The 23,431-nt window shown below is 56.7% G+C and carries 22 protein-coding genes; 8 read left to right on the top strand and 14 right to left on the bottom strand.

What is annotated here, in order from left to right; all coding sequences use genetic code 11:
• Positions 1 to 48: 48 nt before the first annotated feature.
• Entirely contained in the window at positions 49 to 2,724 is a 2,676-nt protein-coding gene (gene acnA / locus U9O48_RS12370) for an aconitate hydratase AcnA (RefSeq protein WP_285148926.1), read from the top strand.
• Positions 2,725 to 2,758: 34 nt separating this feature from the next.
• On the opposite strand, the gene ribA is transcribed toward acnA, so the two are convergent.
• On the bottom strand, positions 2,759 to 3,349 hold the full coding sequence (gene ribA, locus U9O48_RS12365) for a GTP cyclohydrolase II (protein WP_282495318.1): 591 nt from the start codon (positions 3,347 to 3,349) through the stop codon (positions 2,759 to 2,761).
• A gap of 195 nt (positions 3,350 to 3,544) precedes the next feature.
• On the opposite strand from ribA, the gene pgpB reads away from it, so the two are divergent.
• The 5 genes from pgpB (at position 3,545) to yciH (ending at position 7,195) form a co-directional block, all read left to right on the top strand.
• Positions 3,545 to 4,312 (top strand): phosphatidylglycerophosphatase B, encoded by a 768-nt coding sequence (gene pgpB, locus U9O48_RS12360; protein WP_285148924.1) that lies wholly within the window; start codon positions 3,545 to 3,547, stop codon positions 4,310 to 4,312.
• A 148-nt stretch (positions 4,313 to 4,460) separates the two neighbouring features.
• Complete coding sequence (locus tag U9O48_RS12355; protein WP_285146368.1) at positions 4,461 to 4,769, top strand: LapA family protein; 309 nt, start codon at positions 4,461 to 4,463, stop codon at positions 4,767 to 4,769.
• A 6-nt stretch (positions 4,770 to 4,775) separates the two neighbouring features.
• Positions 4,776 to 5,945 (top strand): lipopolysaccharide assembly protein LapB, encoded by a 1,170-nt coding sequence (lapB, locus tag U9O48_RS12350; protein WP_282495315.1) that lies wholly within the window; start codon positions 4,776 to 4,778, stop codon positions 5,943 to 5,945.
• A gap of 186 nt (positions 5,946 to 6,131) precedes the next feature.
• Entirely contained in the window at positions 6,132 to 6,869 is a 738-nt protein-coding gene (gene pyrF / locus U9O48_RS12345) for an orotidine-5'-phosphate decarboxylase (protein WP_285146369.1), read from the top strand.
• Entirely contained in the window at positions 6,869 to 7,195 is a 327-nt protein-coding gene (yciH, locus tag U9O48_RS12340; RefSeq protein WP_324722577.1) for a stress response translation initiation inhibitor YciH, read from the top strand. Before pyrF ends, yciH begins: the two co-directional genes overlap by 1 nt.
• Positions 7,196 to 7,297: 102 nt before the next feature.
• Here yciH and osmB read toward each other — a convergent pair whose 3' ends face one another.
• From osmB to U9O48_RS12325, 3 genes are all read right to left on the bottom strand, one after another.
• Entirely contained in the window at positions 7,298 to 7,516 is a 219-nt protein-coding gene (osmB, locus tag U9O48_RS12335) for an osmotically-inducible lipoprotein OsmB (RefSeq protein WP_095284293.1), read from the bottom strand.
• 265 nt (positions 7,517 to 7,781) lie between these two features.
• Entirely contained in the window at positions 7,782 to 8,534 is a 753-nt protein-coding gene (locus tag U9O48_RS12330; protein WP_282495312.1) for a DNA-binding transcriptional regulator YciT, read from the bottom strand.
• A 42-nt stretch (positions 8,535 to 8,576) separates the two neighbouring features.
• The gene (locus U9O48_RS12325) at positions 8,577 to 8,759 is read right to left on the bottom strand and encodes a hypothetical protein (RefSeq protein WP_282495311.1); all 183 of its coding nucleotides are present in this window, start codon (positions 8,757 to 8,759) and stop codon (positions 8,577 to 8,579) included.
• A gap of 193 nt (positions 8,760 to 8,952) precedes the next feature.
• Between U9O48_RS12325 and U9O48_RS12320 the strand changes: the two genes are divergently transcribed.
• A complete protein-coding gene (locus U9O48_RS12320) occupies positions 8,953 to 9,822 on the top strand; it encodes a crotonase/enoyl-CoA hydratase family protein (protein WP_285146371.1) in 870 nt (289 codons plus the stop codon).
• Here U9O48_RS12320 and pdeR read toward each other — a convergent pair.
• From pdeR to pspF, 10 genes are all read right to left on the bottom strand, one after another.
• The gene (pdeR, locus tag U9O48_RS12315; protein WP_282495309.1) at positions 9,819 to 11,810 is read right to left on the bottom strand and encodes a cyclic di-GMP phosphodiesterase; all 1,992 of its coding nucleotides are present in this window, start codon (positions 11,808 to 11,810) and stop codon (positions 9,819 to 9,821) included. The two genes, U9O48_RS12320 and pdeR, sit on opposite strands and share 4 nt — an antisense overlap.
• 320 nt (positions 11,811 to 12,130) lie before the next feature.
• Complete coding sequence (locus U9O48_RS12310; RefSeq protein WP_285146373.1) at positions 12,131 to 14,065, bottom strand: exoribonuclease II; 1,935 nt, start codon at positions 14,063 to 14,065, stop codon at positions 12,131 to 12,133.
• 87 nt (positions 14,066 to 14,152) lie between these two features.
• Positions 14,153 to 15,154, bottom strand: coding sequence for a CMD domain-containing protein (locus tag U9O48_RS12305; protein ID WP_324722576.1), 1,002 nt, complete (start codon positions 15,152 to 15,154; stop codon positions 14,153 to 14,155).
• A 155-nt stretch (positions 15,155 to 15,309) separates the two neighbouring features.
• Positions 15,310 to 16,098 (bottom strand): enoyl-ACP reductase FabI, encoded by a 789-nt coding sequence (gene fabI / locus U9O48_RS12300; protein WP_282495306.1) that lies wholly within the window; start codon positions 16,096 to 16,098, stop codon positions 15,310 to 15,312.
• Between the two features lie 124 nt (positions 16,099 to 16,222).
• Entirely contained in the window at positions 16,223 to 17,029 is an 807-nt protein-coding gene (gene sapF / locus U9O48_RS12295) for a putrescine export ABC transporter ATP-binding protein SapF (RefSeq protein ID WP_282495305.1), read from the bottom strand.
• On the bottom strand, positions 17,030 to 18,022 hold the full coding sequence (gene sapD, locus U9O48_RS12290; RefSeq protein ID WP_095282201.1) for a putrescine export ABC transporter ATP-binding protein SapD: 993 nt from the start codon (positions 18,020 to 18,022) through the stop codon (positions 17,030 to 17,032).
• On the bottom strand, positions 18,022 to 18,912 hold the full coding sequence (gene sapC / locus U9O48_RS12285; RefSeq protein WP_282495304.1) for a putrescine export ABC transporter permease SapC: 891 nt from the start codon (positions 18,910 to 18,912) through the stop codon (positions 18,022 to 18,024). Before sapC ends, sapD begins: the two co-directional genes overlap by 1 nt.
• Complete coding sequence (sapB, locus tag U9O48_RS12280; protein WP_285146375.1) at positions 18,899 to 19,864, bottom strand: putrescine export ABC transporter permease SapB; 966 nt, start codon at positions 19,862 to 19,864, stop codon at positions 18,899 to 18,901. Before sapB ends, sapC begins: the two co-directional genes overlap by 14 nt.
• The gene (gene sapA / locus U9O48_RS12275; protein WP_282495302.1) at positions 19,861 to 21,501 is read right to left on the bottom strand and encodes an ABC transporter substrate-binding protein SapA; all 1,641 of its coding nucleotides are present in this window, start codon (positions 21,499 to 21,501) and stop codon (positions 19,861 to 19,863) included. The genes sapB and sapA overlap by 4 nt, the downstream gene beginning before the upstream one ends.
• Positions 21,502 to 21,588: 87 nt before the next feature.
• Positions 21,589 to 22,566 carry a phage shock protein operon transcriptional activator gene (pspF, locus tag U9O48_RS12270; protein ID WP_285148919.1) on the bottom strand — a complete coding sequence of 326 codons (978 nt, stop codon included), beginning with the start codon at positions 22,564 to 22,566 and terminating at the stop codon, positions 21,589 to 21,591.
• A gap of 166 nt (positions 22,567 to 22,732) precedes the next feature.
• Here pspF and pspA point away from each other — a divergent pair, with 166 nt between their 5' ends.
• Positions 22,733 to 23,401, top strand: a complete 669-nt coding sequence (pspA, locus tag U9O48_RS12265; protein WP_285146377.1) for a phage shock protein PspA — start codon at positions 22,733 to 22,735, stop codon at positions 23,399 to 23,401.
• Positions 23,402 to 23,431 lie beyond the last annotated feature (30 nt).

Below are 23,431 nucleotides of genomic sequence, written 5' to 3'. Positions count from 1 at the left end.
TACAGCCCCGATGATTGTCGGGGTATCCCTGTCATTAAGGAGGAGCTTATGTCGTTAACCCTACGCGAAGCCAGTAAGGACACGTTGCAAGCCGAGAATAAGACCTATCACTACTACAGCTTGCCGCTGGCCGCCAGGACACTTGGGGACATCGCGCGCTTACCCAAGTCACTGAAAGTTTTACTGGAAAATCTCTTACGCTGGCAGGATGACGAGTCTGTCACTGCCGATGATATCCATGCCCTGGCGGGGTGGCTGAAAAATGCCCACGCCGATCGTGAGATCGCCTATCGCCCGGCGAGGGTATTGATGCAGGACTTCACCGGCGTGCCTGCGGTGGTCGATCTGGCGGCGATGCGCGAAGCCGTCAAACGCCTCGGTGGCGATACCGCCAAAGTGAACCCGCTTTCTCCTGTCGATCTGGTCATTGACCACTCCGTGACCGTTGACCATTTCGGTGATGACGACGCGTTCGAAGAGAACGTGCGTCTGGAGATGGAGCGAAACCACGAACGCTACGTGTTTTTGAAATGGGGCCAGCAGGCCTTTAGCCGTTTCAGCGTGGTACCGCCGGGCACCGGGATTTGCCACCAGGTCAACCTGGAGTATCTGGGCAAAGCTGTGTGGAGCGAACTGCAGGGCCAGGAATGGATTGCCTATCCAGATACCCTGGTGGGGACCGACTCCCACACCACGATGATCAACGGACTCGGCGTGCTGGGGTGGGGCGTGGGCGGCATCGAAGCCGAAGCCGCGATGCTCGGTCAGCCCGTCTCAATGCTGATCCCGGATGTGGTGGGCTTTAAACTGCTGGGCAAACTCCGCGAAGGCATCACCGCTACCGACCTCGTACTGACCGTGACCCAGATGCTGCGTAAACACGGGGTGGTCGGTAAATTTGTGGAATTCTACGGCGACGGTCTGGATTCCCTCCCGTTGGCCGACCGCGCGACCATTGCCAACATGGCACCGGAATATGGCGCAACCTGCGGCTTCTTCCCGATCGACGGCGTGACCCTGGAGTACATGCGCCTGAGCGGGCGCAGCGATGAGCAGGTCGCGCTGGTGGAGGCCTATGCCAAAGCGCAGGGAATGTGGCGAAATACGGGCGATGAGCCGGTCTTCACCAGCACCCTGGAACTGGATATGAATGAAGTCGAAGCCAGCCTTGCCGGGCCGAAACGTCCGCAGGATCGCGTTGCGCTGCAGAATGTGCCGAAAGCCTTCGCCGCCAGCAACGAGCTGGAGCTCAACTCTGCGCAAAAAGACCGCCGCCCGGTTGATTATGTTATGAACGGGCATCAGTACCAGCTTCCCGATGGCGCCGTGGTGATTGCGGCAATCACCTCCTGTACCAACACCTCCAACCCGAGCGTGCTGATGGCTGCCGGGCTGCTGGCGAAAAAAGCGGTCACCCTGGGCCTCAAGCGCCAGCCGTGGGTCAAGGCCTCGTTAGCGCCGGGCTCGAAAGTGGTGTCGGACTATCTGGCGAAAGCCAAACTGACGCCATACCTCGACGAGCTGGGCTTTAACCTGGTCGGCTACGGGTGTACCACCTGTATCGGTAACTCCGGTCCCCTGCCGGATCCTATCGAGCAGGCGATCAAGCAGGGCGATCTGACCGTGGGCGCGGTGCTTTCAGGCAACCGTAACTTCGAAGGCCGAATTCATCCGCTGGTCAAAACCAACTGGCTGGCCTCGCCGCCGCTGGTGGTCGCCTATGCCCTGGCAGGCAACATGAACATTAACCTGGCAAGCGACCCGATCGGCCACGACCGCAAGGGCGACCCGGTGTATCTGAAAGATATCTGGCCCTCGGCGCGCGAAATTGCCCGCGCCGTTGAGCAGGTCTCGACCGAGATGTTCCGCAAAGAGTATGCCGAAGTGTTTGAAGGCACGCCGGAGTGGAAAACGATCAAAGTGGAACGCTCTGACACCTACGGCTGGCAGAGTGACTCGACCTATATCCGCCTGTCGCCGTTCTTTGATGACATGGAAGCTCAGCCGAAACCGCTGGTCGATATCCAGGGGGCGCGTATTCTGGCGATGTTGGGGGATTCCGTCACCACCGACCACATCTCTCCGGCGGGGAGTATCAAGCCCGACAGCCCGGCGGGGCGTTATCTGCAGGGGCGTGGCGTGGAGCGTCGTGACTTCAACTCCTACGGCTCTCGTCGCGGGAATCACGAAGTGATGATGCGCGGGACCTTCGCCAATATTCGTATCCGCAACGAAATGGTGCCGGGTGTGGAAGGTGGGATGACGCGTCATCTTCCGGGAACGGAAGTGATTTCGATCTACGATGCGGCGATGAAATATCAGCAGGAAGGCACGCCGCTGGCGGTGATCGCCGGAAAAGAGTATGGCTCCGGTTCAAGCCGCGACTGGGCGGCGAAGGGACCGCGTCTGCTGGGCGTCCGGGTGGTCATCTCCGAGTCGTTTGAACGTATTCACCGCTCGAATCTGATCGGCATGGGGATTTTACCGCTGGAGTTCCCGCAGGGCGTGACGCGCAAAACGCTGGGGTTAACCGGGGAGGAGCGGATTGATGTTCGCGATCTGCAAAACCTGAAACCGGGGGCGACCGTTCCGGTCCAGCTCACGCGTGCGGATGGCAAAACGGAAGTGCTGGATTGCCGCTGCCGCATCGATACGGCGACCGAACTGACGTATTACCAGAACGACGGCATTTTGCATTATGTGATTCGTAATATGCTGAACTAGCGGTACCGGCCCGGCGAAAGCCGGGCCATTTGACTTACTCGCTCAGAAGGTGGCCCATCTTCGCGGCTTTGGTATCGAGGTAATGGGCGTTCTTCGGGTTACGGCCCACAATCAGCGACACGCGTTCCACGATATTGATCCCGGCCTCGGTCAGGATTTCCACTTTGCGCGGGTTGTTCGTCAGCAGACGCACTTCGTCCACGCCCAGCAGTTTGAACATATCCGCACACAGGGTGAAGTCACGTTCGTCAGCGGCGAAACCGAGCTGATGGTTGGCTTCGACCGTATCGTAGCCCTGATCCTGCAGCGCATAGGCGCGGATTTTATTCAGCAGACCGATATTACGACCTTCCTGGCGGTGATAAAGCAGCACGCCACGACCCTCTTCGGCGATATGCGACAGCGCCGCTTCGAGCTGGAAACCGCAATCACAGCGCAGGCTGAATAAGGCGTCGCCCGTCAGACACTCTGAATGGACGCGAGCCAGTACCGGCGTCTTGCCGGAAATGTCGCCAAACACCAGTGCGACGTGGTCCTGCCCGGTTGCCAGTTCTTCAAAACCCACCATCAGGAAATCGCCCCATGGGGTTGGCAGATTGGCTTCTGCCACACGTTTAAGCTGCATGTGATTCTCCAGAGTATGCTGACACGTTTCGTGCCAGTCGCCCTTCGGCTTTAGTATCCCGCTATTTTGCCACAAGCCGACAGCGTTCACCTAGCTGAGGGCATGCTATACGGATGTTAAACGCACAATCCGACATTTTCACCCATTGCGTTAAATTCGGTTATGATTGTTGAGCTTAGCGAAAAAGGAGACAACATGCTTTCGATTGCCCGCCGCACGGCTGCCGGTGCCGCTATTTTACTCATTATGCCCTTAGCGGTATGGATTTCAGGCTGGGCCTGGCAACCGGGACAAAACAGCGGGTGGCTGAAGACGCTGTATTGGGTGACGGAAACGGTCACCCAGCCATGGGGGATTATTACTCACGGGCTCCTTTGCGCATGGTTTTTGTGGTGCCTGCGTTTTCGCCTGCGTCCGGCGATCATGCTGTTTATCATTCTCGGCGGGGCGATTGTCGTTGGGCAGGGGATTAAGTCCTGGGTCAAAGATCGCGTCCAGGAACCGCGTCCTTTCGTGGTGTGGTTAGAAAAAACGCATCATATTCCGGTAGATACCTTCTACAATTTAAAGCGTAATGAGCGCGGACATCTGGTGAAAGATCAGCTGGCCGAAGCGCAGGAAATTCCGAAATTTTTACGCCAACACTGGCAAAAAGAGACCGGATTTGCCTTCCCGTCCGGCCACACCATGTTTGCGGCCAGTTGGGCGCTGTTGGCCGTCGGTTTACTCTGGCCGCGCCGCCGTACCCTGACCATCGCCGTTTTACTGGTCTGGGCGACAGGAGTGATGGGCAGTCGTCTGCTGTTGGGGATGCACTGGCCGCGCGACCTGGTGGTGGCAACCTTGATCTCCTGGCTGCTGGTGACCTTCGCGACCTGGCTTGCGCAACGTCTCTGCGGGCCGTTGACGCCGCCGCCCGAAGAGAACAAAGAGATTGCCGAACGAGAGCAAGAAGCGCCCTGATGGTTGAATTTCGCCGTTTAGCCCTCAAATCATGTTGGACCCTATCACTTTTTCCGTTTCACGCTCGCGGCTAAAATGGTAGTTTATAAGGCTGATTGCGGCGAGTTGAACATACTTTATTCGCTTGAACCACATAACGGGAAGTCATGTGAAATATCTACTCATATTCTTACTGGTGTTGGCGATTTTTGTTATTTCGGTCACGCTGGGTGCGCAAAACGATCAACTGGTGACCTTTAATTACCTGCTGGCGCAGGGCGAGTATCGCGTATCGAGCTTGCTTGCTGTGTTATTCGCCGCCGGTTTTATCATCGGCTGGCTCGTTTGTGGCCTGTTCTGGCTGAAAGTTCGTGTTTCTCTTGCGCGCGCGGAACGTAAAATCAAACGTCTTGAAAATCAAATTGCGCCTGTGGCTGACGTACCGGTTAATTCTGGTGTGCCGGTCGTGAAGGAATAAACGAATATGCTGGAGTTGTTGTTTCTGCTTTTGCCTGTAGCCGCAGCCTATGGCTGGTATATGGGCCGCAGAAGTGCGCAACAAAATAAGCAGGACGAGGCAAACCGGCTTTCCCGTGACTACGTCGCGGGGGTGAACTTCCTTCTGAGCAACCAACAGGATAAAGCGGTAGACCTGTTCCTCGACATGTTAAAAGAGGACACCGGCACCGTTGAGGCCCATCTCACCCTCGGAAACCTGTTCCGCTCGCGTGGTGAGGTCGACCGCGCCATTCGCATCCACCAGACGCTGATGGAAAGCGCTTCACTGACTTACGATCAACGTCTGCTTGCGGTGCAACAGCTGGGCCGTGACTACATGGCGGCGGGTCTTTACGACCGCGCTGAAGACATGTTCAGTCAGCTGGTGGATGAAACAGATTTCCGCGTCAGCGCCCTGCAACAACTCCTGCAAATTTATCAGGCGACCAGCGACTGGCAGAAAGCCATCGACACCGCGGAGCGCCTGGTGAAACTCGGCAAAGACAAACAGCGCGTCGAAATCGCCCATTTCTACTGTGAACTGGCTTTGCAGCAGATGGGCAGCGATGACATGGAAAAAGCCATGTCGCTGCTGAAAAAGGGCGCTTCTGCCGATCGCAACAGCGCACGTATCTCCATCATGATGGGGCGCGTGTTTATGGCGAAAGGCGAGTTTGGCAAAGCGGTGGAGTGCCTGCTGCGCGTGATTGACCAGGACAAAGAGCTGGTCAGCGAAACCCTGGAGATGCTGCAAACCTGCTATCAACAGCTTGGTCGTCCGGACGAGTGGGTGGCCTTCCTGCGTCGCTGCGTGGAAGAGAACACCGGCGCGACGGCGGAACTGATGCTGGCCGATGTCGTCGAGCAGCATGAAGGCAACGATACCGCTCAGGTGTACATTACCCGTCAGCTGCAGCGTCATCCGACGATGCGCGTCTTCCACAAGCTGATGGACTACCATCTGAACGACGCAGAAGAAGGGCGCGCCAAAGAGAGCCTGATGGTGCTGCGTGATATGGTGGGCGAGCAGGTACGGAGCAAGCCGCGCTATCGCTGCTCGAAATGCGGATTTACCGCTTACACGCTCTACTGGCATTGTCCTTCCTGCCGCGCCTGGTCAACCATCAAGCCGATCCGTGGTCTGGACGGTCAGTAATTTTTTAAAACCCCGCATTTTAGTTACAACATACTTATGTTGTTTTGAGAATGGTTCGGCACCGTGCGGTCTTTCGCCTGGCAGGAGGGTAAATCGATTCTGTCAATTTCTGCCGCTGGCAGGTAGAATGCTCGCCGTTTATCTATCCCGCGCCACTGCGGCGCCCATAGACGAAAAGGGCTGGTCATGACGTCTGTTGCATCCTCTTCTTCCCGCGTAGTTACTGAATCTCCCGTTGTTGTTGCACTCGACTATAACAATCGCGACAGCGCACTCGCCTTTGTCGATCGCATTGACCCACGCGACTGCCGTCTGAAAGTCGGCAAAGAGATGTTCACCCTGTTTGGACCGCAAATTGTGCGTGATCTGCAGCAGCGTGGCTTCGATGTCTTTCTCGACCTCAAATTCCATGACATTCCGAACACCACGGCGCATGCGGTCGCCGCCGCGGCCGATCTCGGCGTGTGGATGGTGAACGTGCATGCCTCCGGCGGGGCGCGAATGATGACCGCCGCGCGCGAAGCGCTGGTGCCATTTGGCAAAGACGCGCCGCTGCTGATCGCCGTTACGGTTTTGACCAGCATGGAAGCGAGCGATTTGCTCGAACTTGGCGTGACGTTGTCACCAGCCGAACATGCCGAGCGTCTGGCGCGTCTGACGCAAAACTGCGGCCTCGATGGCGTGGTCTGTTCCGCACAGGAAGCGGTGCGTTTCAAAGCCGAGCTTGGTCAGGCATTCAAACTGGTCACCCCCGGCATCCGTCCTCAGGGCAGCGATGCGGGCGATCAGCGCCGTATCATGACGCCAGAGCAGGCGCTGGCGGCAGGAGTCGACTATATGGTTATTGGTCGCCCGGTCACGCAATCTGCTGATCCGGCGCAGACCTTAAAAGCGATCAACGCATCATTGAGCAAGGGGGCGTAATGAGCGATTCCAATAGCCGTCTGGTCTATTCAACGGATAGCGGACGTATCGACGAGCCTAAAGCGGTTGTACAGCGTCCGAAAGGCGATGGCATTGTGCGCATCCAGCGTCAGACCAGTGGCCGCAAGGGTAAAGGCGTATGCCTGATCACCGGCATTGATGAAGACGACGCGGCTCTCGCCAAACTGGCGGCAGAGCTGAAAAAGAAATGCGGCTGTGGCGGCGCAGTCAAAGAGGGCGTTATTGAGATCCAGGGCGACAATCGCGATTTAATAAAGACGCTGCTGGAAGCCAAAGGAATGAAAGTCAAACTGGCAGGCGGTTGAAAATAATAAGCCACGGTATATACCGTGGCTTTTTTCTTTGTGCGTCAGTCAGAAAATAGCGTTCTGAAATAATGCAAACATGCGGTGGTTATTCTATATATCTTATTTACCCACCTGGTGGCCGATGATACCACCCACCGCTGCACCACCCAGGGTACCCAGGGCACTACCATCGGTTAACACTGCCCCACCAACAGCACCCGCACCCGCACCAATCGCGGTGTTACGGTCACGTTTGGACCAGTTAGAACATGCGCTCAGAGACATGGCGAGAGTGACGGCCAAAACGGCTGCTGCTAATTTTTTGCTGGTTAAATTCATCATACTTTCTCCTGAATTATCGATTCACGGAAATAAGCTATCAGTAAGTATAGACAATGAAATACGTCAGCGTCATTTCCGTGAAACCTGGTCGCGCAGGTGTTACAAAATCACGCAGGTGATAGTCACTTCCTGTTATATCGCTAATAGTAATTTTAAATTTTTGCTGGCGAAACGACAGGTAAATAGTCTTAAAGGGATGTTCAGAATTGTCTCAGATAGAATTCATGCGCTCTGCGCCCGTTGAAGCGGGCGCAGGAGAGGGTCAGGCGGAGTGTTTGACGATATCGACGGTCAGGCCGTCGCGCTGCAACTGCTGGCGATGCTCATCGCTCAGACGCTCGTCAGTAATCACGCGGCTAAAGCGCGATACCGGCCCCATCATGTAGGGATGAACGGCACCAAATTTAGAGCTGTCGGTCAGAACAATCGCTTCGCAGCCTTTTTCCAGCACCGCGTTGACCACATCGGAACGCATCATGTCCCGGCCCGTAAAGCCCGTTTCCGGCTGCCAGCCGTCAATGCCGATAAACGCTTTGCTGAAGTGAACCTGCTGAACATACTGACGCGTCAGCGGCCCCACCATGCTTTCGCTTTTCTTCTGATAAATACCGCCCAGCAGAATCACTTCGCAGCGCGTCTCTTTCAGCAGGTGCGCGATATAGCTGCTCACCGTAATGATGGTGATGTCTTTCTGCTCCGCCAGGGTGCGCGCCAGCAGGGCGTTGCTGCTGCCGTTCTCGATAAACACGGTTTCGCCGTTATTGACCAGTGAGGCGGCAAATTCCGCCAGCTCGCGCTTCAGGGCAAAGTTGGTCATCATGCGCGTTTCAACGTCTTCACTGTCCAGCGGTACCGCGTAGCCGTGAGCCCGGCGCAGGTAACTCTGTTTTTCCAGAAGGTTCAGGTCCTGACGGATGGTCACCTCTGACACGCCGGTTGTTTTCGCCAGCTCGACGACACTCACGCGTCCTTTGTCGATCACCATCTGCAGAATGATTTGTTGTCGGGAATTCATAGCATCCAAATAAAGAAAACGAAGACGAAAAAGGGGTGAAGATTACACTTCCCACGGGGCTTTCGGCTGGGCGGGATCCTGCGCCTGGCTTGCGCCGTGCTGTGCCAGTAATTCAGATTTCAGGATCTCAAGATTACGAATAGCGGAGTGGTAATCGCCAGCGACCAGAATATCCAGCACGGTATCAATACGTTGTGCCACTTTCTGCGCGTCAACTTCAGACATCATCTCACCCTCAGAACGAAAAGTTAATAATTTCAATGATGCAGAAATTGCCGACAAAAGAGAAGGGAAAAAATGCACTAAGCAAATTACATAAATGAAAGTGATAAATTTATCCCTTCGCATACAGACGAGTTGGGGAGTGGATTAGTCTAAAACTGCGCGCAAGGCGCTTTTTTATATGAGGAATTAGACTATGACAGTCATCAACCAAGCAACCTGCAAACTGTTCACCGATCCTGAACGTTTCACTCAGCTCGCAGGCTATTACGAGGAAGAGAGGCGTACGGTATGGATGATGCTGCGGGCTCAGCCGCGCCCCTGTTTCAACCATGCCTTAATCGAGGAAATCATGAACATGTCGTGGCTGGTCCGGCAATCGGGCTTTGCCGTGGACTTCTGGGTGACCGGCTCACTGGTCCCCGACATGTACAACACGGGAGGGGACTTGCGCTTCTTCGTCGAATGCATCCAGAACGGACGGCGCGAAGCCTTACGCGCTTACGCCCGGGCGTGCGTCGATTGCGTCCACGCGGCGTCACGCGGCTTTGATACCGGCGCCATTACACTGGCGATGGTGGAGGGCAGCGCGCTCGGGGGCGGCTTTGAGGCGGCGCTGGCGCACCATTTTGTACTGGCGCAGCGCGACGCGCGGTTGGGGTTTCCGGAGATCGCTTTTAATCTGTTTCCCGGCATGGGCGGATATTCGCTGGTCGCCCGTCGTGCAGGCATGAAGCTGGCCGAGGAGCTTATCTATCGTGGGGAATCCCACACGGCGGAGTGGCACGAGCAGTACGGACTGGTGGATGTGCTGTTTGAGCCGGGCCTGGGATATGTCGCCACACGCACCTTCATCGACACCTTACAGCCGAAGCTGAACGGCGTGCGGGCGATGCTCCGCGCCCGTCAGCGGGTGTTGCAACTCCCGCGCAGCGAGCTGATGGATATCACCGAGGACTGGGTGGATGCGGCATTCTGCCTGGAGCCAAAGGACATTGCCTATATGGAACGTCTGGTAATGCTGCAAAATCGTCACAACGCCGTCGGGATGCGTAAAGCCAGTTAACGCATTTTCTTTGCCTGGTAACGCTTGAGCCAGCGCTCGAATGCGGCAGCGGGCATTGGCTTCGCGAATAAAAAACCTTGCCGTTCGTTGACGCCATTCTTGGTGAGAAAGGCGTCTTCTTTCGCGCTCTCGACCCCTTCGGCGATCACCTGTAAATTCAGCGCCTGGGCCACGGCCACGATGGCGCGCACCAGCGACTGGGAAATCGACTGCTTATGAATGTCGCGCACGAACACCTGATCGAGTTTGATGGCATCAATCGGGAAACGCGCCAGCTGCGACAGGGACGAATATCCGGTACCGAAGTCATCGAGATGGATCTGCGCCCCTAGCTGGCTGAACTGCTGAATCACCGACAGAGCCAGCTCCTCGTTCTCAATCAGGCAGCTTTCGGTCAGCTCCACATCAATCGGGCAGTATTCAAAATTGAGATCCTTCAGCGCCTGTTTGAGGTCGCTGAAAATGGTCTGGTCGGCGAGCTGACGGGCAGAAACGTTCACGGCCACCCGCAGATTGATGCCTTTATCGCGCCACTTCGCCACCTGACGCACCACGTCGAGCATGACCCAGCGCCCGAGCGGGACAATCAGGCCCGACTCTTCGGCGTAGGAGATAAACTCCAGCGGCGGAATCAGCCCGCGCTCCGGCGACTGCCAGCGCACCAGCGCCTCGAGGCTACGCACTTCGCCGCGCCAGGTCATTTTCGGCTGATAGTGAATCAACAGCTGGTCGTTATCCAGCGCCTTGCGCAGGTTGGTGTCCAGCCACAGATATTCGAACACGCGTTGGTTCATTTCTGGCGAGAAGACGCAGAACTTGCCGCGTCCGCTCTCTTTGGCCGTGTACATCGCCGTATCGGCGTTGCGAATAATACTTTCCCGATCGGTGCCGTGCTGCGGCGCGAGGGAAATCCCCAGCGAACAGCCGGTATAGATTTCGATAAGACCGATGCGGAAGGGCTGGCGCAGGCGCGTCAGGATGCGCGAGGCCATCGCCTCAAGGGTACTTTGCGAGGTGTTGGTCGCGAGTACGATAAATTCATCGCCGCCGAGACGCGCCAGCACCTGGCCCTCTTCGAGGCAGCTTAAAATCGCCAGCGCCACCGCCTGCAACAGCTGATCGCCAAACATATGCCCGTAGGCATCGTTCACTTTTTTAAAGTTATCGAGATCGAGATACACCACGCCGACCTGAGCGTCGTCTCGCGTGTCTATTGCGTCGCTGATCAGCTCATGGATGGCGTTACGGTTGGGAAGTCCGGTGATGGTGTCCGTGTTGGCCAGCACGCGCAGACGTTCCTGGGCACGGCGCTCTTCGGTGATATCGGTGCCGGAACAGATAAGAAAAATTTCATTTTTCCCGCTGCCGCTGTGGACGAATTTGTTTCTGAACAGAAACAATCGTTGTCCTTTCCGCGTCTTGATCCAGCGTTCCACTTCGTAGGAACTGCCGTTACGGAAGAAGCCGGAAATATTACGCTTCGACGCAGCGGCTTCACTGCGGCTCATAAAGAGTTTAAAGACGTTTTGCCCGATGACTTCCTGCTCTTTCATGCCGGTATACTCTTCGCTCAGGCGGTTAAAGCGCTGAATATTGCCCTGCTGATCAAGGATCACAATCACCGAGTTGGCTTCAGAAACGACCTGTTCGGCGAAGGACAAACCTTGCACAAGATCGCGCGCCACGGAAGGGGTGTCATTCCAGGCAGAGGCCGTACCGGCCCACTCCTTTTTGTTGATTTTGCGCCCCACGAGATGCACGGGAACGTCGGAGCCATAGAGGGAAAGCGTCATGGTAATGCTGGAAGTGATGACGGTGAGCTGGCGAATCTGTTCGGCCTGATCGTCGCTCAACGCAACGACCTGAGTCGTATCGGCGTTTTCGCTGGCGGCCAGATGCAGAGCATTGCTGTCCGCTGTCAGTCGCCACCAGGGACTGTGTGTGCCCATGTAACGAAACAGCAAATTATGCTCCAGTTCGTCAATCATGCTTTCTCCCGGACCCGCTCAATGGCGCAAATTATGCATTTTCATTCGATTTTACCGAGGCATCGCAGCGGTATTGTCGAAGTGAACTTATTGTTTTTCCCTGAATTCTTATATTAAAACGAGAAGAGCCAAAAAGGATACATGTGGATAAAAATTCCCGTAACCAAAGATGACGGCCTTCTTTTACTGTAGATAATGGTGGTGGTTTTTGTGGGGAGTAAGCGGAAAATATTAAGAAAAAGTGATGAATATGCGGTTTATCAGCGGAAGAAAAATGTCGGCGTTCCTCAAAAAGAAACCGCCGACATGTTTAAAGCTTATCAGGCGACAGGGCGCGCGATAATACTGCGGGTTTCCATGCGAACTTCGGCGATGTTTACATCAATCACATCCGTGACTTTATAAACCGTTTCACCTTTGATCTGCACGGCACCATTTTCCTGGCTGCAGGTCAGTTCATCGCGAACCGCATGCAGGAACGGCGCAGGAATAAAGGCAACCGCGCCATTGTCCACCAGACGCACGCGCATCCCGCCGCGACTCACGTCAATGATTTCGGCGGCGAAACGGGTCTCCGTTCCGGCTTTGTCATTCAGGAAACGGGCATACAGCCAGTCGCCAACATCGCGTTCTGCCATACGGTTCAGGCGACGACGCTCCGCCATCTGCACGGTGGTCTCTTCCTGCGGACGAGCGATGGTTTCACCTTTGATGATCGCTTTCAGCAGACGATGGTTCACCATGTCGCCGTACTTACGAATCGGTGAGGTCCAGGTCGCGTAGGCCTCAAGACCCAGACCAAAGTGCGGGCCTGGTTCGGTGCTGATTTCAGCGAAGGACTGGAAGCGACGAATACGGCTGTCGAGGAAACCCGACGGCTGTGCATCCAGCTCACGGCGCAGTTTGCAGAAGCCGTTCAGCGTCAGCACTTCCTGCGGATCCACGTGGACGTCATGCGTTTTCAGCAGGGCGGCCAGCGCTTCGGTGTTAGCCGGATCAAAACCCGTGTGGACGTTGTAAATGCCGAAGCCGAGCTTGTCGCGTAGCACGCGGGCGGCGCAAATGTTAGCGGCAATCATCGACTCTTCAACGATGCGGTTGGCGATGCGGCGCGGTTCGGCAACGATATCCAGCACTTCGCCTTTTTCACCGAGCACAAAGCGGTAATCCGGACGGTCTTTGAACACCAGCGCGTGGGTTTTACGCCATTCGCCGCGGCTCAGACACAGGCGCTGCAGCAGAGTAATCTGCTGGGCAATTGCCTCGTTTTCCGGTTTCCAGCTACCGGTATTTTCCAGCCAGTCAGAAACATCGTCGTACGCCAGTTTCGCTTTCGACTCGATGGTGGCGGCGAAGAATTCGATATCGTCTTCGATGGTGCCATCAGCCGCAACCGTCATGCGGCACGCCAGCACCGGGCGCACTTCGTTAGGGCGCAAAGAGCAAAGGTCGTCGGAGAGTTCACGCGGCAGCATCGGGATGTTAAAGCCCGGCAGATAGTTGGTGAACGCGCGAATTTTCGCGGAATCGTCAAGCTTACTGCCTTCGGCAATCCAGGCTGTCGGATCGGCAATCGCAACGGTCAGATGGAGTTTGTTGTCGCTGCCTTCTTCAACGTACAGCGCATCATCCATATCCTGGGTGCTGGCGCTGTCGATGGTGACGAAGTGCAGGGCGGTCAGATCGCGACGCGCCAGACCTTCATCCATCATCTCTGTCGCGACACCGTTTGGCGCCTCTTTTTCCAGATTATGACGGGCGAGGGTGACCCACCACGGCACGAAGTGGTCGTCGCCGTAGGTGATGAAATGAGTGAGTTCGGCGTAGAAGCCGCGATCGCCTTTCAGCGGATGGCGACGCATTTGCGCAACCGCCCAGTCGCCTTCTTTGAAATCATGTTCAACGCCGCGTTCTGCGCGGCAAGGGATGGCCTCTTTCAGCAGAGGATGGTCCGGCACAATGGAAAGACGGTCGTCTTTACGATGCACTTTGCCCACAAAACGGGTCAGGAAAGGTTCGATCAATTCTTCTGGCTCGGCGGATTCACGATCTTTCTCGGAGTGAATCACTGCCGTAACACGATCGCCGTGCATCACTTTCTTCATCTGCGGAGGCGGAATGAAGTAGCTTTTCTGTGCATCGACTTCCAGGAAGCCAAAGCCCTTTTCCGTGGCTTTTACCACCCCTTCCGCACGTGGCGTCTGGGAATGCAATTGCTGTTTAAGCTGCGCTAGCAGCGGGTTGTCCTGAAGCATAGTGTTCTATTTTCGTGGCCATTGAGCGGCTGACAGTTTTACGCGAATCTCACTGTGACAGCAAGCCTATTTAGGGGTTGCGTCAGGTTATTCGCCCTTATTTAAGGCAATTTTAAGGCGACTGAGCCACCCATAAAAAGCCTCCCAGGACAACAGGTTAATCGCTTCAACGGCAGGGATACCTTCATCGATAAGCGGGGTATACTGCGCCGCGCTGAACCGGTCGGGAGAGCGGGCCAGCAGCTCGGTGGCCCCAGAGACAGACGTATATGTCCCATAGCGAAGATTCGCCTGCTGAATACCACTTGTCAGGATCTCGCCGGTCAGGTCGAGGAGCGCAGATTCATGACACAGCACCGGCGTCAGGTCGCGTAGCAGAGGCTCGGTTTGCCAGCGCGAGAGCGACTCCAGCTGCGCAGCTGTGGCATAACGCAGTTCAACGCCCGGGAAGATCGGCTCCCACTCGCTCATGTTGATTTCATTGAGGGCCGCATGCGGCGGAATGTGGTGCCCCGGCAGCCAGCGAACGGGATGGCCGAGCAGCGCCTGGAAGGCGGCCACCACGCGCGCCTGAAAGCCGACAAAACCAATAATCTGATTCATCACAATCATGTCGAACGTCGTCAGGCCGACTTCATCCAGCTGCAGCTGCGCTTTGCCGTCGATAATATCCGGCGAACTGGCCAACTGGCGGGCGTACTGGGTGATTTGGGCGAGGCGCTGATTACTTTCACGTGAGGAGTCGGGGCCGGGAAGCGGGGCGAGCAGGGCGGCGTAATGGTTACAGAGGCGCTGAACGCCGCACGCCTGCGCCACGGTGAGCGCGGTGCTTAGCCGGTCGTAGGCGCTAAGGGTATGCAGACGATTGACCGGAACTTGCAGCGGAAACAGCAGGTGACACAACGCCCGGGCCGGATTTAGCCAGCTTTCACACGGGGTAACAATGTCTACAGGCAGGGCTAAATCGAGCAAAAAACGATCCTCGACATGCGCGGCCTCGGGAACCAGCGGCAGAACATCATCCGGACAGTGATTTGTCTGGGTTTCGTGATACCAGTGGCCTTTGCCGGAAAAACGGCGTTGTTCCATGTGCGTTCCTTGATCTCAAATGGCGATCAATATCCTGGCGCATGGCTATCAGTGCGAAAAATATTGTTAGGTGATAACAAATAGCGGAACGGAATAACGAAAGGATTTGGCGGGGGGAGAAACTCTCTTCCCGTGAGGGAAGAGAGTCAAACAGCTTATTTAATTTCCAGCTCGTTCATTGCCGCGATGTTGAAACCGCCGTCAACGTGAACCACTTCGCCGGAGATGCCAGCAGAGAGGTCAGAGCACAGGAATGCTGCAGAGTTACCCACGTCTTCAATGGTCACGGTGCGACGAATCGGGGTAACGGCTTCGCAATGCGCCAGCATTTTACGGAAGTCTTTGATACCTGAAGCGGCCAGCGTACGGATTGGGCCAGCAGAGATACCGTTAACACGCACGCCTTCAGGACCCATCGCGTTCGCCATGTAGCGCACGTTAGCTTCCAGAGAAGCTTTCGCCAGACCCATCACGTTGTAGTTAGGGATCGCACGCTCAGCGCCCAGGTAAGAGAGGGTCAGCAGCGCAGAGCCCGGGTTCAGCATGGTGCGGCAGGATTTAGCCATCGCCACGAAGCTGTAAGAGCTAATGTCGTGAGCGATTTTGAAGCCTTCACGGGTTACCGCGTTCACGTAGTCGCCGTCCAGCTGATCGCCCGGTGCGAAACCAATGGAGTGCACGAAGCCGTCGAATTTCGGCCAAACTTTTGCCAGTTCAGCGAACATGCCGTCAATGCTTTCGTCCTGAGCAACGTCACATTCCAGAATGATGCTGGAACCCAGCTGCGCGGCGAACTCTTCAACACGGCCTTTCAGCTTGTCGTTCTGGTAGGTGAACGCCAGCTCAGCGCCTTCGCGGTGCATAGCCTGTGCGATGCCGTAGGCGATGGACAGTTTGCTGGCGACGCCAGTCACCAGAATGCGCTTACCGGAAAGAAAACCCATAGCTTAGATCCTTATATTCATTGTTATGGCGAACGCCCTCTCATTGTGGCGATCGTCGTTAAAACGCGGCGATAATATCACGTGTCGCGTTCAGAGTTAATCCGACCACTTTATAGTAAAGCTGTCATTTATCCTTTCGCCACGCATCCGCCGTCAGCGCCTCACCAAAATGCCCGGCAATTAACCGTTTGGTCAGGTCGTGCAGCGGGGAGGCCAGCACGTCGGCGGTGCTTCCACGCTCGACCACTTCGCCCTGATGCATCACCAGCACCTGATCGCTGATGTGCTTCATCATCCCGAGATGCTGGGTCACGTAGATATACGAAATGCCCTGTTTCTCCTGCAGCTCCAGCATCAGGTTGATCAGTTGGGAGCGCATCGACATATCCAGCGACGCCAGCGCTTCATCGGCGATAATCACCTTCGGGCGGAGGATCAGCGCGCGCGCCAGCCCCAGACGCTGCTTCTGGCCGGGGGCGAGCATGTGCGGATAATAGCTGACGTGATCGGGCAGCAGACCGACCAGGCGCAGCGTCTCGATCACGCGTTTACGCCGCTCTTCTGGCTCCAGATCTGTATTCAGGCGCAGCGGGAAATCCAGAATCTGCGAGATGCGCTGACGCGGGTTAAGCGACGTTGACGGGTCCTGGAAAATCATACGAATGCGCTGGCTGCGGAACGAATAATCGCCGAACGACAGAAAATGGTCGTCAATCAGCACATCGCCCGCCGTCGGCTCAACCATCCCGGCCAGCATCTTCGCCAGCGTGGATTTCCCCGAACCGTTCTCGCCGATAATCGCCAGCGTCTGTTTCTCGCGCAGGGTAAAGCTGAGAGGCTTCACCGCTTCGACGGTCTGGCGATGAAACAGCCCCGTGCGATAGCGGAAGGTCTTACTCAGGTTGCGAACTTCCAGCAACGTTTCGACCATTTACTCTCTCTCCATGTTCAGCGGGAAATGACAGGCGTACAGATGATTTTTCGCGCCGGTCAGACGTGGCGTTTCAATGCATTCGCGCTGGGCGTAAGGGCAGCGCGGCCCCAGTCGACAGCCAATCGGCAGCGACTCCAGCAGAGGAATCGCTCCCGGCAGGGTGTTCAGGCGGCTTTTATGCGGCATCGCGCTGCCAAAATCGGGGATCGCGCGGATTAGCGCCTGGGTATACGGATGATGCGGCGTGTTCACCAGCTCTTCGCTGATGGCCGTCTCTACCGTCTGGCCGCAATACATCACGTCGATTTTATCCGCCCATTTGCTCAGCATCTGCAGGTCATGGCTGATCAGCAAAATGGTGGTGTTGTTGTTCTGATTGAGGCGCGACAGCAGGCGGAAAATCTGCGCCTGCGTGGTCGGCTCCATGGCGTTAGTCGGCTCATCGGCGATCAGCAGGCGCGGCTGATTGGCCAGCGCGATGGCGATCATCACCTTCTGGCACTCGCCGTCCGTCAGCTCGTACGGGAAGCTGCGCATCGCGTCTTTGTGATCTTTAATACCGACGCGGTGCAGCAGCTCAATCGCGCGGCGTTTACGCCAGCCGACGCGCTGCCACCAGCGGCCTTTGTAGGTCCAGCCGGGAATGTTCTGCATCAGCTGTTTCCCGACGCGTTCCGACGGGTCGAGACAGGACTGCGGCTCCTGGAAGATCATCGACACGTTGTGACCCACCAGCTTGCGGCGCTCGCGCGGCGACAGGCGCAGCAGGTCGATATCGTCGAAACGCATACGGTCTGCGGTGACGCGCCAGTTATCTTTGGCGACGCCGCAGATCGCCTTGGCGATCAGACTTTTACCGGAGCCGGATTCACCCACCAGCCCGCGGATTTCACCTTCGGCCAGCGTAATACTGATGCGATCGACCGCTTTCACCCAGCCTTCGCCGGTCTTAAATTCGATGGTCAGATTGCGGATATCAAGTAACGGCATTATTGCACCCCCGCGTTAATGGCGCGGCGAATCCCGTCGCCCAGCAGGTTGATCAGCAGCACGCTCACCATGATCGCAGCACCGGGCAGCATCACCGTCCACGGCGCAACGTAGATTAGCTCCAGCGCATCGCCGAGCATCGCACCCCATTCAGGCGAAGGCAGCTGCGCGCCGAGATCGAGGAAACCGAGCGCGGCAATATCGAGAATGGCCATCGACAGGGCGCGGGTAATTTCCGTCACCAGCCCCGAGGCGATGTTTGGCATCACCGCGAACCACAAAATATTCAGCGTAGTCGCGCCGTCTAAACGGGCCGCCACCACGTACTCTTTTTCCAGCTCGTCATGCACCATGCTGTAGACCGAACGCACCATGCGCGGGAGCAGCGCCAGCCAGACGGCAAACATCGCATGGGACAGGTGCGGCCCGGCGAACGCGACGACGATAATCGCCAGCAGCAGGGACGGAATCGACAGCAATGTATCGAGAATATGGTTCAGCACCGCCGAGCGCAGGCCGTGGGTGGCACCCGCGAACACGCCCAGCAGCAGGCCAAAGAAGGTCGCGGCAAAAGTCACCACGAACGCGCCGCCGACGGTCGGTGCCGCGCCGCTCAACAGACGGCTCAGAACATCGCGGCCTAAATCATCGGTACCGAGGAAGAACGAAACCTCGCCATAACGCGACCACGACGGAGGCAGCAACTGATAGCCAAGGAACTGCTGATCAAGCCCGTAAGGAGCAAACCAGCCGCCAAAAATACACAGCAGCGCCAGGCCAGCGCAGCCGTACAAACCGATCATCGCCGCGGTGTCGCCGTAGAATTTGCGCCACACGGTACGAACTACGCCGGGCGTGCGCTTTTCCCTGTATACGCTATCGTAAGGCATACGATTCCTTATGTTTCAGCGGGTTGGCCATCGCACCCAAAATGTCAGAAATCACGTTCACGATAATCACCAGCGAGCCGATCACCATCACACCGGCGGAGATCGCCGCGTAGTCCTGCTGACGAATGGCGTTGATCATCCAGCGCCCGAGACCCGGCCAGCTGAACACCATCTCGGTGATCATCGCCAGGGTCAGCATGGTGGAGAATTGCAGCCCGAGGCGCGGGATCACCGGCGGAAGGGCGTTATGCAGGACGTGACGACGCAAAATCGTCAGGCGCGACAGGCCGCGCGTGGCGGCGGCCTTCACATAGTTTTGGTCAAACACATCGATGGTGCTGGTGCGCATCAGGCGAATCACTTCCGTGGTCGGCGCAACGGCCAGCGTCAGAACCGGGAGCACCATGTGGCGCAGGGTGCTGATGATCATCTCATGACGCCAGACGGAATCCGAAAGCCAGGCGTCGATAATCGCGAAACCCGTCACCGTTTTGACGGCGTACAGCAAATCAAAGCGGCCAGAAACCGGCAGCCAGCCGAGCGTCAGGGAGAAAAATAGCGTCAGGAGCAGCGCCAGCCAGAACACCGGGATCGAGAAGCCGAGCAGGGCGAGAGCGCTGATCAGCTTATCCTGCCATTTGTTGCGCGTGATCCCCGCCAGCATCCCCACCGGAATACCAACCATCAGGGCGAAACCAAAGGCCAGAATGCACAGCTCCATGGTCGCCGGGAATACTTCTTTCAGCTGTTGGGAAATCAACTGACCGTTAATGCTGGAGACACCAAAATCCCAGTGCAGCACGCCGTTGAACCAGAACAGCCACGCGTCCCAGAAGGACGAACCTTGCAGCGGGGCGTGGGGCGTGAAATAGCTCAGGCTAAAGCCAATAAAGGTCAGGAAAAACAGCGTGACGGCCAGCAGGAGCAGGCGTCGTAAGGTAAAAATAATCATGGTTTTTTCACCTCATCCTGTTTCTCACGTGACACGCCCGCGAACGAGGCGTTGCCGAATGGGCTCAGCACCAGGCCTTTAATATCATAGCGATAGGCCTGCAATCGCAGGGAAGAAGCCAGCGGCAGGACCGGCAGTTCGCGGGCCAGAATGTTCTGCGCTTCATCGTACGCTTCAATGCGCGAGGCCAGTTGCTGTGACGACAGCGCCTTTTGCAGCACCGTGTCAAATTCACGGTTACACCAGTGAGCGTAGTTGGTCTGGGAACGAATGGCGGCGCAGCTCAGCAGCGGGCGGAAGAAACTGTCGGGATCGTTACTGTCCGTCGACCAGCCCGAAAGCGTCAGGTCATGATTCATGTCCATCAGACGCGCCTCCTGGAAGCGGCCTTCGACGGGGACGATCACCACTTTCACGCCGACCTGGGCCATATCGGCCTGGATCAGCTCCGCTGTTTTCAACGGACTCGGGTTCCACGCCTGGGAACTGGTCGGGACCCACAGCTGCAGGGTGAGGTTGGTCGCGCCCAGCGCTTTGAGCTGTTCGCGCGCTTTCGCCGGATCGTATTCGGTGATTTTCGCTTCGCTGTCGTACGCCCACGACGCACGCGGCAGAATCGACGCCGCCGTTTCCGCCGTGCCGTAATAGATCGACTGCATCAGGCGCTGGTTATTGATCGCCAGCGCCAGTGCATGACGCACGGCAGGATTGTTGAGCGGCGGTTTGTCGGTATTAAATGCCAGATAGGCGATATTCATGCCGGGGCGCAGGGTCAGACGCAAGCGCGGATCGTCACGCAGAATGGTCAGCTGGCTGGCGGCCGGCCACGCGAGCACGTCGCATTCGCCGGTCAGCAGTTTAGATAATCTGCCGGTCCCGCCGGAGCCCAGATCGACCACCACCTGCGGCATCAGCGGGGTGCCGCGCCAGAAGTGTTCGTGACGTTGTAACCGAATGTACTGCCCGGCACGGTACTCCGCCATCTGGAACGGACCGGTGCCCACCGGCTGGCGGTCAAGCAGCTCCTGATGATCGGCTTTCGTCAGCTTATCGGCGTATTCCGCCGACATGACCGACGCATAGTGGGTCGCAAGATGCCACAGGAACGAGGCATCCGGGCGCGTCAGGCGAAACTCCACCGTCCGGCTGTCGAGCTTGCGCACGTCTTTCACCGTGTCGGCAAACTGCAGGCTGTCGAAATAGGGGAAGTTGCCGCCGTTGACGTTATGCCACGGGTGGTTGCGGTTAAAAATGCGCTGGAAAGTAAACACCACGTCGTCGGCGTTCAGCTTGCGGGTCGGTTTGAACCACGGCGTGGACTGAAACGCCACGTCGTCGCGCAGGTGGAAGCGGTAAGTCGCGCCGTTGTCCAGCACTTCCCAGCTCTCGGCGAGTTCCGGCACCAGGCGATAGGTATAAGGATCAACATCAAGCAGGCGATCGTAAAGCTGTGCGGCGAGGGTGTCGACGATCAGGCCGCTGCCTGCTTTCTGTGGGTTCAGGGTGTCGACTTGCCCGTTCACGCAATAGACAAAACCACTGTCGCGAATATCAGGAAGCGCAGTCTGTTCGGGCGCAGCAAAGACCAGGCGGCTAAACAGACCGAGTGCAATCAGGGACGATAAAACCAGACGCATAATTTTCAGGGTTTTTAGATTCGATCTGCAAAGTGTATCGCACTTACCCCCGATTCGGAAAATGTCTGCGGGTAAGTGCCGATAATGTCAGCGCATTTGATGCTTTTTGAGCAATGCCCTTAATTGATGGTAGGTCAGACCCAGCAGTTCGGCAGCCTGCTTCTGGTTATATTTTGCCTCTTTCAGACTCAGTTCCAGCAACTGCTGTTCCTGTTTGTGCTGGAACTGGCGCAAATCGAGCGGCAGAGAAGGGGTATCGGCGTGCGTCGTCGCTTCCCGTTTTGTCGGTGCGGCGCGATAGAAGGGATCGATAATAATGGTGTCCAGCTCGGTTTCGCTGCTGGCGTGGCGGTACACGGATCGCTCGACCACGTTTTTCAGCTCGCGAATATTGCCCGGCCAGCGGTAGTCCAGCAGCGTTTCCCTGGCGTAGTCGCTAAAACCGGGAAACAGCGGCATGCCCAGCTCGCGGCACATCTGAATGGCGAACTGTTCGGCCAGCAGCATGATATCGCTGCGGCGTTCGCGCAGGGGCGGGAGTTGCACCACGTCAAAGGCCAGACGGTCGAGCAGATCCGCGCGGAATTTCTCCTCCGCCACCATCTCCGGCAGATTGGCATTGGTGGCGCACACCAGACGCACGTTGACCTGTAACGGTTGACTGCCGCCGACGCGCTCCAGCTCGCCGTACTCGATCACCCGCAGCAGCTTTTCCTGCACCAGCATCGGCGCGGTGGCGAGTTCATCGAGGAACAGCGTCCCGCCGTCGGCGCGCTCGAAACGCCCCGGATGACGCTTTTGCGCGCCGGTAAAGGCGCCCGCCTCATGGCCGAACAGCTCCGTATCAAGCAAGTTTTCGTTCAGCGCCGCGCAGTTTAGCGAGATAAACGGCCCGTCCCAGCGTCCGGAAAGATAGTGCAGACGGTTGGCGATCAGCTCCTTCCCGGTCCCGCGCTCACCGATAATCAGCACCGGCTTGTTGAGCGGGGCGAGGCGGGAAACCTGCTCCAGCACTTCAAGAAAACTGTTCGCTTCGCCCAGTAAATTGTCTTTGTAATCAGCCATGATGAAATTAACCACTCGTTAGCGATATTCACCAGGTGAGAGTAGGTTCTCCGTGGCGTAAAATCAACCACAATCATATAAATCAATAAGATAAAAAACTGGCACGGGATTTGTATTAGCTCATCAGCAGGGCATCGCCCGATAACAGAAATGTGAGGATTGAATTATGGGTATTTTTTCTCGTTTTGCCGACATCGTGAACGCCAACATCAACTCGCTGCTGGAGAAAGCGGAAGACCCGCAGAAGCTGGTGCGTCTGATGATTCAGGAAATGGAAGACACGCTGGTTGAAGTCCGTTCCACCTCTGCCCGTGCGCTGGCTGAAAAGAAACAGCTGTCACGTCGTATCGAGCAGGCGACTGCGCAACAGACAGAGTGGCAGGAAAAAGCCGAACTGGCGCTGCGTAAAGAGAAAGACGATCTGGCCCGTTCGGCGCTGATCGAAAAACAGAAGCTGACCGACATCGTCGCGACGCTGGAGCATGAAATCACGCTGGTGGATGAAACCCTGACCCGCATGAAAAAAGAGATTGCGGAGCTGGAAAACAAACTCAGCGAAACCCGCGCTCGCCAGCAGGCGCTGACCCTGCGTCACCAGGCCGCCAGCTCATCCCGCGACGTTCGCCGTCAGCTGGATAGCGGTAAACTGGATGAAGCGATGGCACGTTTTGAATCCTTCGAACGCCGCATCGATCATATGGAAGCCGAGGCCGAGAGCCACAGCTTTGGCAAACAGAAAACGCTGGATCAGCAGTTTGCCGATTTGAAAGCGGATGACGAAATCAGCGAGCAGCTTGCGGTGCTGAAAGCCAAAATGAAGCAAGACAACCAATAATAATGAATGCGGCACCGCGGCGTGCCGCAA

This window comes from Lelliottia sp. JS-SCA-14 (genome assembly GCF_035593345.1).
Taxonomy (GTDB): domain Bacteria; phylum Pseudomonadota; class Gammaproteobacteria; order Enterobacterales; family Enterobacteriaceae; genus Enterobacter; species Enterobacter wanjuensis.
The sequence above is the reverse complement of the archived record's forward strand: the minus strand, read 5'-3'. Positions and strand labels throughout refer to the sequence as shown.